Below are 13,976 nucleotides of genomic sequence, written 5' to 3' on the forward strand. Positions count from 1 at the left end.
GGGCCCGCCCGGTCCGGGTTCAGTCCTCCTCGGTCCACTTTCCGGCGCGACGCTCCGCGGCCAGCTCCTCGCGGGCCGCCGCCGCGGCGTCCATCTTCTCGTGGAAGGCCTCCCGCTTCTCCGAACGGGTCGGCCGGGCGCGGTCCTCCAGCCGCAGGTCGCTGCCCCGCTGGCCCAGCAGCTCGGCCCCCGCGCTCACCGTGGGCTCCCAGTCGAAGACGACCGCGTCGTCCTCGGGCCCGACGAGCACGGTGGAGCCGGAGACCGCCCCCGCCTTGAGCAGCTCCTCCTCCACCCCGAGCCGGTTGAGCCGGTCGGCCAGGTAGCCGACCGCCTCGTCGTTGGTGAAGTCGGTCTGGCGCACCCAGCGGGTCGGTCGGTCGCCCAGCACCCGGAAGACCTCGCCGTCCGGGGTGTTCTCCCGACGCACCGTGAAGCCTGTCTCGTCCACGGCACGCGGTCGCACGACGACGCGGGCCGGCTGCTCGACGAGCTGCTCCTCCCGGGCCCGACGGACGTGGGCGGCGAGGGAGAAGGTCAGCTCCTTGAGCCCCTGGTGCGCCACGGCGGACACGACGTGCACCTCGTACCCCTGCGCCTCCAGGTCCGGACGGACCATCTCGGCGAGCTCGCGCGCCTCGGGCACGTCGGCCTTGTTGAGGACCACGACCCGCACGCGCTCGGCCAGCGGGATCCCGCCGAGACGACCGTGCGGGACGTAGGCCGCCAGCTCCTCCTCGATGACCTCCAGGTCGGTCAACGGGTCCCGTCCCGGCTCGAGGGTCGCGCAGTCGATCACGTGGACGAGCACGTGGCAGCGCTCGACGTGACGCAGGAACTGCAGTCCCAGCCCCTTGCCCTCGCTGGCGCCCGGGATGAGCCCGGGCACGTCGGCGACGGTGAACCGCTCACCGCCGGCGGTGACCACGCCGAGGTTGGGCACGAGGGTGGTGAACGGGTAGTCGGCGATCTTGGGGCGGGCGGCCGAGAGCACGCTGACGAGGGAGGACTTCCCGGCCGATGGGAACCCGATGAGAGCCACGTCAGCGAGCGTCTTCAGCTCCAGGACGACCTCGGCCTCCTCCCCCGGCTCGCCGAGCAGGGCGAAGCCGGGGGCCTTGCGCCGGGCCGAGGCGAGGGCCTTGTTGCCCAGGCCGCCCCGACCGCCGCGCGCGGCCACGTACTCGGCCCCGTCGCCGACGAGGTCGGCGAGCACCTCCCCGGAACGAGTGGTCACCACGGTGCCGCTGGGGACGGCCAGGACCAGGTCCTCCCCCTGGGCGCCGTTGCGCTCGTCACCCTCCCCCGGACGGCCGTTGGGCGCGCTGCGGTGGGGGCCGTGGTGGTAGTCGATGAGCGTGGTGACGGAGGGGTCGACCCGCAGGACGATGTCCCCGCCGCGCCCGCCGTTGCCGCCGTCCGGCCCGCCGAGCGGCTTGAACTTCTCGCGGTGCACGGAGGCGACGCCGTGGCCGCCGTTCCCGGCCCGCAGGTGCAGCACGACACGGTCGACGAAGTTGGCCATGGACCGATCCTCTCAGCAGGGGGACGAACAGGAAGGCCGCCAGGGAGGCCGGCGGGGAAAGCGAACGACGCCGGTGGGGCGCTGGGCCCCTCCGGCGTCGTCTCGTCAGGCGTCGTGACGCGTCGCGCGTCAGGCGTCGGCGGTCTCCCGCGCGACGATGTTGACGGTCTTGCGGCCCCGCTTGGAGCCGAACTCCACCACTCCGGGGACGAGGGCGAACAGGGTGTCGTCGCCGCCGCGGCCAACCCCCTCACCGGGGTGGAAGTGGGTGCCGCGCTGACGGACGATGATCTCACCGGTGCCGACGACCTGGCCGCCGAAGCGCTTCACGCCGAGACGCTGCGCGTTCGAGTCCCGACCGTTGCGGGACGAGGACGCGCCCTTCTTGTGTGCCATCTGAAGTCTCCTGGGAAAGGACGGGGTGGGCGGTGCGCCGGCGCCTCAGGCGTCGATCGCGGTGATCTTGACCTTGGTCAGCGGCTGGCGGTGGCCCTGCCGCTTCTTGTAACCGGTCTTGTTCTTGTACTTCTGGATGATGATCTTGGGGCCCTTGACAGCCGCCATGACCTTTGCGCGGACCACGGCCCGGCTCAGGGTCTCGGCGTCGGTGGTCACGGTGGACCCGTCGACGAGCAGCACGGGAGCGAGCTCCACGGTGTCCCCGGCGTTGCCGTTGCCCTGGACCTTGTCGATGGTCAGGACGTCGCCGACGGAGACCTTCTCCTGGCGGCCGCCAGCACGGACGATCGCGTACACGTTCAACTCACTTCCTGCAGTCGTGGAGGGGTATGCAGCTCCCGCTGGACCGGGTCGAGGCGCCGCCGGGGCGACGTCTACCAGACCCGTCCCGATCACGGGGCGAACCGACGCACCAGCCTACCCTGGCCCGGGCGTGCTGACAAAACCGGTGGATGTCGTCCCTCACTCCTCGGAGGGGTCGACGACGGTGACGGCCTCCGCGCCGGTGGGCGGACCCGCCGGGGCCACCACCCGTCCGCGCGGACGGCGCCGCCGCGGCTGCGGGGCGGGCTCGGGCTCGGGCGCGGGCTCGGGCTGCTGCAGGACGTTCTCGGCAACCTCCACGTCGGTCACCCCCTCGACGGCCACCTCCACGTCGGTCACGGCGTCGGCGGTCACCTCCTCGGCGGTCACCTCTTCGGCCGCCGCCCGGGCGGCCGCGTCCGCGGCCGGCGCCGGAGCACCGGCGTGCAGGGCCGCGGCGTGGGCCGCGGCGGCGATCTGGGCCGGGGTCGGGCCGTTGGGGTTGGGCGGCGGGAGGACGTTGCGGCTCTCCTGTCCCACACCGTTGCCGTTCGAACCGGACCGGCCCTTTCCGCGGCCGCGGCGACCGCCGTTGCCGCCGGAGCTGTCGTCCTGCCCGCCCCCGCGGGTGGCCACCGGCTCGGTGTGCACGACCACGCCACGGCCGGAGCAGTGTGCGCAGGGCTCGGAGAAGACCTCGATGAGCCCGGACCCCACCCGCTTGCGCGTCATCTGCACCAGCCCCAGCGAGGTGACCTCGGCGACCTGGTGCTTGGTCCGGTCACGGCCCAGGCACTCCAGGAGCCGACGCACGACCAGGTCGCGGTTGGACTCCAGCACCATGTCGATGAAGTCGATGACGATGATGCCGCCGATGTCCCGCAGCCGCAGCTGGCGGACGATCTCCTCGGCCGCCTCGATGTTGTTCTTGGTGACGGTCTCCTCGAGGTTCCCGCCGGACCCGGTGAACTTGCCGGTGTTGACGTCCACGACGGTCATCGCCTCGGTGCGGTCGATGACCAGGGACCCGCCGGACGGCAGCCAGACCTTGCGGTCCATGGCCTTGGCGATCGCCTCGTCGACCCGGTAGGCGGTGAAGATGTCGGTCGACCCGGTGTGCTTCTCGACCCGGTCGGCCAGGTCAGGGGCGACCTCGTCGATGTAGCGCTTGACCTCGCTCCAGGCGCCGTCGCCGGAGACCACGAGCTTGGAGAAGTCCTCCGTGAAGACGTCGCGGATGACCCGGACGGTCATGTCGGGCTCGCCATGGAGCAGGGCGGGTGCGTTGGCACCCTTGGCCTTGGCCTGGATGCGCTCCCAGGTCGCGGTGAGCCGTTCCACGTCGGCACGGAGCTCGGCCTCGGAGGCACCTTCCGCGGCGGTGCGCACGATGACGCCCGCGTCGGAGGGGACGACCTCCTTGAGGATCTTTTTCAGCCGGGCCCGCTCGGTGTCGGGCAGCTTGCGGGAGATCCCGGTCATGGAGTTGCCGGGGACGTAGACCAGGTAACGGCCGGGGAGCGAGATCTGGGAGGTCAGCCGGGCACCCTTGTGCCCGATCGGGTCCTTGGTCACCTGGACCAGGACCGACTCCCCCGACTTCAGCGCATTCTCGATCCGCTTGGGCTGGTTGCCCTCGAGCCCGGCAGCGTCCCAGTTCACCTCGCCGGCGTACAGGACGGCGTTGCGCCCCTTGCCGATGTCGACGAAGGCCGCCTCCATGCTGGGCAGCACGTTCTGGACGCGGCCCAGGTAGACGTTGCCGGCCATGGTGCTCTGGGCCGACCGGGAGACGTAGTGCTCGACCGGCACCCCGTCCTCCAGCACGGCGATCTGGGTGCGGTCCGCCAGACCCCGGACCACCATGACGCGGTCCACGCTCTCCCGACGGGCGAGGAACTCCGCCTCGGTGATGATCGTCCGGCGCCGCCCGGCCTCCCGGCCCTCGCGCCGGCGCTGACGCTTGGCCTCCAGCCTCGTCGACCCCTTGACCGAGGAGACCTCGTCCCGGGCGGACCGCTCGCCGGACCCGGATGAGGATCCGGATGAGGATCCGGACTCCCCGCTGCGCCGACGACGCCGACGGCGGCGGGTCCCGCCGTTCCCGTCGTCCCCGTCCTGCTCGTCGTCCTGCTCCTCGGCCGACGCCGCGGATCCCTGGTCGCTCTCGTCGGACGCCCGGTCCTCGCCCCCGCCGGACCCGCCGCCGGAACGGCGTCCTCTGCGGCTGCGGGAGCGGCGTCGGCCGCCAGCTCCCTGGTCGTCGTCCGCGTCCGGACCGGAGGCATCCGTCCCGCGCTCGTCCTCGCCGTCGTCGGCGTCAGGCTCCTCGCTGCCGTCCCCGTCGCCCTGGTCCGAACCGGGTCGGCCGCGGCGGCCCTTGCCACCGCGGCGGCGACGACGACCCCCACGGCCGTTGTCGTCCTCGGTCCCGCCGTCCTGCTCCGGACCGTCCCCCTCGTCCGCCCCGGTCCGCGACCGGGACCCGGCTCCGCCCGAGGCTCCTTCGCCCTGCCCGGCGTCCTCGGCGCTCTCCTCGTCCTCCGGCCGGTCGGTCGGCGTGGTCACGCCGGAGGTGGCCCGTCGTGAACGTCGCCGGGGGATGTCCGACAGGTCGGGCGCCTGGAAGACGACGCCGAAGGAGGGCCGCTCGACCCGCTGCGGCTGGGTCTGGTCCTGCCCGGGATCGCCCTCGTCCTCGGTGGCCTCGTCCACGGCTGGCTCGTCGTCCTCCACCTCGTCCGCGGCGGGCTCGTCGTCCCCGGCGGGCTCGTCGTCCTCGGCCTCGGTCTCCGCCTCGGTCTCCGCCTGGGGCGGCTGCTCCGCCTCCGGCGACGGGCCGGCCTGCTCCTGGGAGCTGGCGGTGAGCTCGGCGGTGATCTCCGCGAGCCGGGCGGCCCGGTCGTCGGGGGTCTGGGCCCCGTCGGGGGCGCGTTCCTCACCGGGGGTGCTGGTCTCCTCGGACACGCTGTGCCTTTCTGGGCCGCCCGGGGAGTCCACACCGGGTCCGGGTAGGACCCACTTCCCGCGCGGCGCGGGTGCAGTTCGTCCAGCCCTGCTGGGCTCGGACGGAAGTCGTCCAGTTCACCCACGCGGTTCGCGCGGCTGGCGCGGCACCGGTGGGGGCGGTGGGAGTCGGCTCGATCATCACGACGGCGTCGCGTGCCGGCACAGGATGCCGCACAGCGAGGGGACTCGCACCGGGACGGGCAGCGGTGTGGTGACCTGCCCGACCACGGTCAGTATCGCACAGACACCCCGGGCAGCCCCACCGTCGACCGGGCGTGGCGGGTGGTGCGGCGGGTCCTCCCGCGGCTACCCCGGCGGGTCGACCACCCGGTCGCCCACGACCGGGCCCTGGCGCAGGCGGGTCGCCAGCGGCCGGGGCAGGTCGGTGCCGGCAGCCCGGGACAGGGCCGTCCAGAGCTCCTCGGGACGGACCGTGGGCACGGTGTGGCGGACGGCTGCCAGGACGACCACGTCCCCCGGGCCTGCCGGGACCGCCGCGACCGGGCCCCCGGCGACCTCCATCCCCAGGACCGCGGCCCGGACGTCCAGCTCGCGCGGACCCTTCTTCATCATGCGCGTCACGGTCAGCTCCTCGGTCGCCAGCACGGCCTCGACCGCCTGCCGGACCGACCGGGGGTCCACCGCCCCGTCGGCCGACGACGGCCCGCCGCCGCCGGAACCGGTGTAGCCGCGCAGCCGCAGCGCCCACAGGCTGCCCTGCAGGTGGTCCGCCAGGGCACCGGGCAGGGAGGCGGCGTCGGCGACCTCCACGACGTCGAGACCGTCGGGCAGCGCCTCGTCCAGCACCTGCACCACCTCGTCGGGATCGACCCGACGGGTGAGCGAGACCTCGACGTACTCGGCCTCGCTGGCCGTACCCGTCGGCGCGGCGTTGGCGTAGGAGATCTTCGGGTGCGGGTGGAACCCGGCGGAGAACGCCACGGGCAGCCCCGCCCGGCGGACGGCCCGCTCGAGCGCCCGCTGGAAGTCCCGCGTGGAGGTGAACCGCATCCGACCGCGCTTGGCGTAGCGCACCCGCAGCCGCATCACGGCAGGATCGGGTGCCGGTCCCTCGGGCAGACGTCGCGCGGCCATGGGCCGCCAGGGTAGCCGCCCGCGGCTGGCCCGGGACGACCGCGGTGTCGGCGGCGGACGGGCGTGCCGGTACGGTAGAGCCGGCTCTCGACGTCGAGGCCGGACCGGAGCGCAGCCCCGGGCTGAGCTGCGGTCGCCCCCCCCTACCACCCCGACCCGAGGAAGCCCCGTGCGCGTCTTCAACTTCTCCGCCGGCCCCGCCACCATGCCGCTCGAGGTCCTCGAGCGCGCCCAGTCCGAGCTCCTGGACCGTGGAGGGTCCGGGATGTCGGTCATGGAGATGTCGCACCGGTCCCCCGAGTTCGTGGCGATCGCCGCGGACGCCGAACGGCGCCTGCGCGAGCTGCTCTCCGTGCCGGACGACTACGCCGTGCTCTTCCTCCAGGGCGGTGCCACGGGGCAGTTCGCGGCCGTCCCCCTCAACCTCACCGCGCCGGGCGCGCGCACGGCATACCTCAACACCGGATCGTGGTCGAAGAAGGCGATCGGCGAGGCCCGCAGGTTCACCGACGTGCAGGTGCTGGCCGACGAGAAGGACTCCAACTACGCCTCGGTGCCGGCCCAGGGGTCGTTCGAGGTGCCGCAGGACGCCGGCTACCTGCACTACACCCTCAACGAGACCATCGGCGGTGTCGAGTTCCCCTACGTCCCCGACGCCGGCGAGGTGCCCCTCGTCACCGACGCCAGCTCGACGATCCTGTCCCGCCCTCTGGACGTGGGTCGCTTCGGCGTGGTCTACGCCGGGGCGCAGAAGAACCTGGGCCCCTCCGGGATCGTCGTCGTCCTCGTGCGCCGGGACCTGCTGGGCCGCGCGCGTCCGGACGTGCCCTCCGTGCTCGACTGGACCGCCATGGCCGAGGCCGACTCGATGCTCAACACGCCGCCGACGCTCGCGTGGTACCTGGTCGGCCTGGTCCTGGAGTGGGTGCAGGAGCAGGGAGGCGTGGAGGCCATGGCCCGGCGCAACCAGGCCAAGGCCGACCTCCTCTACGGGGCGATCGACGCCTCGGACTTCTACCGCAACCCGGTCGAGCCGGCCGCCCGCTCGTGGATGAACGTGCCCTTCCTCGTGCCCGACCCCGCCCTGGAGAAGCCGTTCGTGGCGCAGGCGGCCGAGGCCGGGCTCTCCGGGCTCGCGGGGCACCGCAGCGTCGGGGGGATGCGGGCGAGCATCTACAACGCCATGCCCCTGGAGGGCGTGCAGGCCCTCGTCGACTTCATGACCGAGTTCGAGCGGAAGAACGGCTGACCCATGAGCACCTTCGCGATCCAGACCCTCAACGCCATCTCCCCCGTCGGGCTGCAGCGGCTCGACCGGGACGTCTTCGACATCGGGACCGACATCGCCGAGCCCCGGGCCCTGCTGCTCCGGTCGGCCGACCTGCACTCGGTCGAGATCCCCGACTCCGTGTATGCCGTCGCGCGGGCCGGAGCGGGCACGAACAACATCCCCGTGGACCGGCTGGCCGCCCGGGGGATCCCGGTGTTCAACACCCCCGGGGCGAACGCCAACGCGGTCAAGGAGCTGGTCATCGCCGGGATGCTGCTGGCGGCGCGCAACCTCTACCACGCCGCGGACTACACCCGTGACCTCGTGGCGGGCCGGGCGCTGTCCGGCAAGGACCTCGACAAGCAGGTGGAGGCGGGCAAGAAGCAGTTCGCCGGCTTCGAGCTGCCGGGGCGCACCCTGGGCGTGGTCGGGCTGGGCGCCATCGGCGTGCTCGTGGCCAACGCCGCCCAGTCGCTCGGGCTCAAGGTCCTGGGCTACGACCCGGCGATCACGGTGGAGCGCGCCTGGCAGCTCTCCCCCCAGGTGGAGCAGGTCACCAGCGTGGAGGAGCTGTTCTCCCGCTCCGACATGGTCACCCCCCACGTCCCGCTGGTGGAGGGCACCAGGGGCCTGGTGGACGCCCACCGGATCTCCCTCATGCCCGAGGGCGGGGTGATCCTCAACTTCGCCCGCGGCGGTGTCGTCGACGAGGCCGCCGTCCTCGAGGCGCTCGACTCGGGGCACCTGCACGCCTACGTCAACGACTTCCCCACCGAGGCCGGGGCGATCCACCCCAAGGTCATCGCCCTGCCGCACCTGGGAGCCTCGACCGGCGAGGCCGAGGACAACTGCGCCGTCATGGCGGTCGACCAGCTCTCCGACTTCCTGCTCCACGGCAACATCCGCAACTCGGTCAACTTCCCCGAGGTCGTCATGGCCCGTACGCCCGGGACCACCCGGCTGGGGATCTTCAACCAGAACCGCCCCACGATGATCGGCCAGATCACCGGGGTCCTGGGCGAGGCGGGGCTCAACGTGGCCGAGTTCACCAACCGGTCAAGGGGCGAGTACGCCTACACCCTCGTCGACGTCGAGGGCGAGGTGATGGACGACCTCAAGCAGTCCATCCTGGCCATCGACGGCGTGGTCCGGGCGCGCAAGCTGTAGGCGACCGGGCCGTGGGATCCGACGCGGCAGCACCGGATCCCACGGGCGGCAGGGCGCCGGGTCAGCGCACCACCGACAGGGGCAGGAGCCTCCGGCCGGTCGGGCCGATCTGGATCTCGGTGTCCATCTGCGGGCAGACGCCGCAGTCGAAGCACGGCGTCCACCGGCAGTCCTCGACCTCGCGCTCGTCGAGGGCGTCCAGCCAGTCCTCCCACAACCACTCCTTGTCCAGGCCGGAGTCGATGTGGTCCCAGGGCAGCACCTCGTGCTGCCCACGCTCCCGGGTGGTGTACCAGGCGACGTCCACCCCGGTGCCCGACAGGCCCCGCTCCGCCGCGGCCATCCAGCGGTCGTAGGAGAAGTGCTCGTTCCAGCCGTCGAACCGCTGGCCGTCGCGCCAGACCTGCTCGATCACCGCACCCAGTCGGCGGTCCCCCCGTGAGAGCAGGCCCTCGACGATGCCGGGCTGGCCGTCGTGGTAGCGGAACCCGATCGCCGACCCGTACCGGCGGTCCGAGCGCAGCGCCTCCCGCAGCTTGGCCAGCCGGGCGTCGGTCTCGTCCGCACCCAGCTGGGCGGCCCACTGGAAGGGGGTGTGCGGCTTGGGCACGAAGCCGCCGATGGAGACGGTGCAGCGGATGTCCCGGTGCCCCGACACCTCCCGACCGGTCTCGATGACCCGCTTGGCCAGGTCGGCGATCTGGAGGACGTCCTCGTCGGTCTCGGTCGGCAGCCCGCACATGAAGTAGAGCTTGACCTGGCGCCACCCGGCGGCGTAGGCCGCGGCGACCGTGCGGATGAGGTCCTCCTCGGTCACCATCTTGTTGATCACCTTGCGCATGCGCTCGCTGCCGCCCTCGGGGGCGAAGGTCAGACCGGAGCGGCGCCCGTTGCGGGTCAGCTCGTTGGCCAGCTCGATGTTGAACGCGTCCACCCGGGTCGAGGGCAGCGACAGCCCCGTCTGGGTGCCCTCGTAGCGGTCGGCCAGGTCCTTGGTGACCTCGGCGATCTCGGAGTGGTCGGCCGAGGACAGCGAGAGCAGCCCGACCTCCTCGAAACCGGTGGCCGCCAGCCCACGCTCGACCATCTCGCCGATGCCGGTGATGGAACGCTCCCGGACCGGCCGGGTGATCATCCCCGCCTGGCAGAAGCGGCACCCGCGGGTGCAGCCGCGGAAGATCTCCACGCTCATCCGCTCGTGGACCGACTCGGTGACCGGCACCAGCGGCTGCTTGGGGTATGGCCAGGAGTCGAGGTCCATCACCGTGTGCTTGGCGACCCGCCAGGGGACCCCGGGCCGGGCGGGGACGACCCGCTGGATGCGCCCGTCGGGCAGGTAGTCGACGTCGTAGAACGCCGGGACGTAGACGCCGCCCGTGGCGGCCAGCTGGAGCAGCAGCCCCTCGCGGCCACCGGGCCGTCCGGCCTCCTTCCAGCCGCGGAGGATGGTCGAGACGGCCAGCACAGCCTCCTCCCCGTCGCCGACCACCGCGGCGTCGACGAAGTCGGCGACCGGCTCGGGGTTGAAGCTGGCGTGGCCGCCCGCGATCACCAGGGGGTGCTCCTCGGTGCGGTCGCGGGCGTGGAGGGGGATGCCCGCCAGGTCGAGGGCGGTGAGCATGTTGGTGTAGCCAAGCTCGGTGGAGAAGCTGACACCCAGCACGTCGAAGTCGCCGACCGCCCGGTGCGCGTCGACGGTGAACTGGGGCACCTCGTGCTCCCGCATGAGGGCCTCCAGGTCCGGCCACACCGCGTAGGTGCGCTCGGCCAGCACCTCGGGCTGCTCGTTGAGGACCTCGTAGAGGATCATCACCCCCTGGTTGGGCAGACCGACCTCGTAGGCGTCGGGGTACATCAGGGCCCAGCGCACGGTGTGCTCGCCCCCGCAGTCCCAGTCCTTGACCTGGGAGTTGAGCTCGCCGCCGACGTACTGGACCGGTTTGCTCACCTGCTCCAGCAGCGGCTCCAGGTCGGCCAGGACGGAGGCTCCGCGGGCACGGGTCGGGGGGCGCGAGGGCGAGGACATGCGGTCCAGGGTATGCAGCGACGCCCGGCCTGGAAAGCCGCCGCCGCCGGGGGTTCCCCCGGCGGCGGCGGCTGGACGCGGCGTGTCCTAGCTCTCGGCGTAGAACTCGTCGAGCTTGTCGCGGTACTTGGTCGTGACGACCTTGCGCTTGAGCTTCATGCTCGGGGTCAGGTCGCCCTCCTCGACCGACAGGTCGTGATCGAGGATGTGGAACTCGCGGATCTGCTCCCACCGGTTGAGCTGGGAGTTGAGCTCGTCGACGTAGCCCTGCACCATCTCCCGGGCCTTGTCCGAGGTGACGATCTGGTGGTAGGAGTCGCCGGCCATGCCGTTCTGGGCCGCCCACGCCGAGATCGCCTCGGGCTCCAGGGTGATGAGCGCGGAGACGAACTTGCGCCCGTCGCCCTCGACGATCAGCTGGCTGGCGTAAGGGCAGATCCCCTTGAACCGGGACTCGATCAACGACGGTGCGACGTACTTGCCGCCGGAGGTCTTGAACAGGTCCTTCTTGCGGTCGGTGATCGTCAGGAAGCCGAGCTCGTCGACCTCGCCGATGTCGCCGGTGGCGAACCACCCGTCCGCGTCGAGGCTGGCTGCGGTCTCCTCGGGCAGCTGGTGGTAGCCCTCCATGACGCCCGGGCCCCGGAGCAGGATCTCGCCGTCCTCGGCGATCCGCACCTCCGTCCCCGGCAGCGGCCAGCCGACGGACCCGAACTTGTAGCCTCCCGGCGCAGGCCGGTTGACGAAGGAGGCTGCGCTGGTCTCGGTGAGGCCGTAGCCCTCGAGGATGAGCAGCCCCATGGCGTCGAACCATCGGGCGACGTCGGTGTTGAGCGCGGCCGAGCCGGAGATGAAGAACCGGACCTTGCCGCCGAAGCGGCCCCGGATCTTGCTGAGGACCAGCTTGTCGGCCAACCGGTACTTGGTGGCCAGCAGGCCGCCCGGCTGACCGCCGGCGGCCCGGATCTCCCCGACCTCCTTGCCCACCCCGGAGGCCCAGGTGAACAGCTTCGCCTTGACGCCCCCCTCGTCCATCATCATCGTCGTGATCTTGCCGTAGACCTTCTCGAAGATCCGCGGCGCGGCCCCCATGAAGGTCGGCTGCACGACGGCGACGTTCTCGACGATCTTGTCCGGCCGCCCGTCGACCGCGGTCGGGAAGCCGATCTGCAGCGGCAGGGCGAGCAGCACCTTGCCGAAGACGTGCGCCAGCGGGAGCCACAGGTACTGCACGTCGTCCTGGCTGAGGATGCCGATCGAGGCCACGGCGGCGGCCTCGTAGGTCCACGCGGAGTGCGGCAGCCGCACCCCCTTGGGGCGTCCGGTCGTGCCGGAGGTGTAGATGATGGTGGCCAGGTGCTCGGGGGTGAGGGCGTCGATCCGGGCGTCCACGACGTCGGGCTCGCGCTCGAGCCGGCCGCGCCCGAGCTCCTCGAGCTCGGCGAAGCTCATGACGTGCTCGCCGTCGCCCTGGCCGTCGACCACGACGACCTTGAGCACCTCGCCCAGCTCGCCGGCCCGCTCACGCAGCTTGGCGACCTGCTCGTCGTCCTCGGCGATGACGACCCGGCTCCCGGAGTCGGCCACGATGTAGGCCACGTCCTCGGTGATCGTGGTCGGGTAGATCGTGGTGGTGGCGGCTCCGGCGCACATGACGGCCAGGTCGGAGAGCACCCACTCGATGCGGGTGGAGGACATCAGCGCGACGCGCTCCTCCGGCTGCACGCCCAGCTCGACCAGTCCGGCGGCCAGGGCGTAGGCCCGGTCCCGGGTCTGGCTCCACGTCAGCGACTCCCACCCGTCCCCGACCGGGTGACGGAACGCCTCGCCCTGCGGCAGGGCCTGGACTCGCTCGCGGAACATGTGTCCCACGCTGGGGGCGCGGTTCTCGATGATGCTCCGGTCGACCTTCTCGTCGGTCGCAGATCGGGCCATCGTCAACTCCTTCGTCGGCTGGCACGGGCTGGGGCCGATTCTGTCACGCCGCCGCCCCGGCGTCAGCGACCCCCACACCCGTCCTGCTGCGCGGCGGAGACGAGGGCGACCGCGACCCAGCAGGCCAGCATCGAGGAGCCGCCGTAGGACAGGAACGGCAGCGGCAGACCGGTGACCGGCAGCAGCCCCAGGTTCATCCCCACGTTCTGCACGATCTGGAAGGCGAACCAGCTCGCCACCCCCACGGCCACGAGCCGGGCGAAGGGGTCCTCGCAGCGCAGGGCCACGACGAGGGCGCGCAGCACCAGGAAGCCCAGCAGCAGCAGGAGGCCGCCGGCGCCCAGCAGGCCCAGCTCCTCGGCGGCCACGGAGAAGATGAAGTCGGTGTGCTGGAAGGGCACGAAACCGCCCTGGGTGTGGGGCCCCTGCCCCAGACCGGCCCCGTCCCAGCCCCCCGAGGCGATCGCCAGCCGCACCTGCCGGGTCTGGTAGCCGATGCCCAGCGGGTCCAGGGACGGGTCCCGGAAGGCCAGCAGCCGGTCGACCTGGTAGGGGTCGAGCAGGGGCACGCGCACGGCGGCGACGACGGCGGCGGCGGTGCCGGCCAGGGCTGCGGTCGTCCACCGCCAGGACGCGCCCGAGGCGGCGACCACCCCGACGGTCAGCATCCCCAGCACCAGGGCGCTGCCCAGGTCCGGCTGGAGCAGGATGAGCACCACCGGCAGCCCCGCCAGCGCCCAGGCCAGCAGCACCTCCCGGGCCCGGGGCGGGCGCCACCGGTCCCGCCCCTCGGCCAGGATGACGGCCAGGCCGAGGACGAGGCCGATCTTGGCCAGCTCGGCCGGCTGGAGGGAGAAGCCGCCGGGCAGGAAGAGCCAGGAGCGTGACCCGTTGACGGTCTGCCCCAGGGGGGTCAGCACGAGCAACAGACCGGCCACCCCGCCGACGTAGGCCACCGGGGCCAGTGCGCGCAGCCGGCGGACGTCCAGCAGCAGCACCGCGAGGGCGGCCGCGACGCCGACCGCCGTGGTGACCAGATGCCGCACGGCCAGGGCGGGGCCGACCTGCTCGTGGGTGGCGGACCACACGAGGAGCGTGCCCACGAGCGAGAGCCCGCCGGCGGCGACGATCAGGCCCCAGTCCGCCCGGGCGAGCCGGGCCGCCAGGGCGCGCGACGCCATACCCGG

10 protein-coding genes are annotated in these 13,976 nt (G+C 72.6%); 2 read left to right on the plus strand and 8 right to left on the minus strand.

The features are described from left to right. Window positions 1–19: 19 nt before the first annotated feature. From obgE to FJR00_RS03380, 5 genes are all read right to left on the minus strand, one after another. The gene (gene obgE / locus FJR00_RS03360) at window positions 20–1,525 is read right to left on the minus strand and encodes a GTPase ObgE (RefSeq protein WP_075958371.1); all 1,506 of its coding nucleotides are present in this window, start codon (window positions 1,523–1,525) and stop codon (window positions 20–22) included. 129 nt (window positions 1,526–1,654) lie between these two features. After that, the gene (gene rpmA, locus FJR00_RS03365; protein WP_075958372.1) at window positions 1,655–1,921 is read right to left on the minus strand and encodes a 50S ribosomal protein L27; all 267 of its coding nucleotides are present in this window, start codon (window positions 1,919–1,921) and stop codon (window positions 1,655–1,657) included. A 45-nt stretch (window positions 1,922–1,966) separates the two neighbouring features. Beyond that, a complete protein-coding gene (rplU, locus tag FJR00_RS03370) occupies window positions 1,967–2,281 on the minus strand; it encodes a 50S ribosomal protein L21 (RefSeq protein ID WP_141337456.1) in 315 nt (104 codons plus the stop codon). Window positions 2,282–2,446: 165 nt separating this feature from the next. Beyond that, on the minus strand, window positions 2,447–5,254 hold the full coding sequence (locus FJR00_RS03375; RefSeq protein ID WP_238330280.1) for a ribonuclease E/G: 2,808 nt from the start codon (window positions 5,252–5,254) through the stop codon (window positions 2,447–2,449). A gap of 348 nt (window positions 5,255–5,602) precedes the next feature. Next, the gene (locus FJR00_RS03380; RefSeq protein ID WP_141337458.1) at window positions 5,603–6,391 is read right to left on the minus strand and encodes a TIGR03936 family radical SAM-associated protein; all 789 of its coding nucleotides are present in this window, start codon (window positions 6,389–6,391) and stop codon (window positions 5,603–5,605) included. 169 nt (window positions 6,392–6,560) lie between these two features. On the opposite strand from FJR00_RS03380, the gene serC reads away from it, so the two are divergent. Both serC and FJR00_RS03390 read left to right on the plus strand, forming a co-directional pair. After that, window positions 6,561–7,640 carry a 3-phosphoserine/phosphohydroxythreonine transaminase gene (gene serC / locus FJR00_RS03385; protein ID WP_141337459.1) on the plus strand — a complete coding sequence of 360 codons (1,080 nt, stop codon included), beginning with the start codon at window positions 6,561–6,563 and terminating at the stop codon, window positions 7,638–7,640. A 3-nt stretch (window positions 7,641–7,643) separates the two neighbouring features. Further along, window positions 7,644–8,828 carry a phosphoglycerate dehydrogenase gene (locus FJR00_RS03390; protein ID WP_141337460.1) on the plus strand — a complete coding sequence of 395 codons (1,185 nt, stop codon included), beginning with the start codon at window positions 7,644–7,646 and terminating at the stop codon, window positions 8,826–8,828. 61 nt (window positions 8,829–8,889) lie between these two features. On the opposite strand, the gene FJR00_RS03395 is transcribed toward FJR00_RS03390, so the two are convergent. The 3 genes from FJR00_RS03395 to rodA all read right to left on the minus strand — a co-directional run bounded on the left by FJR00_RS03395 (window position 8,890) and on the right by rodA (window position 13,970). After that, window positions 8,890–10,854 carry a TIGR03960 family B12-binding radical SAM protein gene (locus FJR00_RS03395; RefSeq protein ID WP_141337461.1) on the minus strand — a complete coding sequence of 655 codons (1,965 nt, stop codon included), beginning with the start codon at window positions 10,852–10,854 and terminating at the stop codon, window positions 8,890–8,892. Window positions 10,855–10,941: 87 nt separating this feature from the next. Continuing rightward, the gene (locus FJR00_RS03400) at window positions 10,942–12,789 is read right to left on the minus strand and encodes an AMP-dependent synthetase/ligase (RefSeq protein WP_141337462.1); all 1,848 of its coding nucleotides are present in this window, start codon (window positions 12,787–12,789) and stop codon (window positions 10,942–10,944) included. A gap of 62 nt (window positions 12,790–12,851) precedes the next feature. Next, the gene (gene rodA / locus FJR00_RS03405; RefSeq protein WP_181409474.1) at window positions 12,852–13,970 is read right to left on the minus strand and encodes a rod shape-determining protein RodA; all 1,119 of its coding nucleotides are present in this window, start codon (window positions 13,968–13,970) and stop codon (window positions 12,852–12,854) included. Window positions 13,971–13,976: the final 6 nt, after the last annotated feature.

The sequence above is a fragment of the Ornithinimicrobium kibberense genome, assembly GCF_006519705.1.
GTDB lineage: Bacteria > Actinomycetota > Actinomycetes > Actinomycetales > Dermatophilaceae > Ornithinicoccus > Ornithinicoccus kibberensis.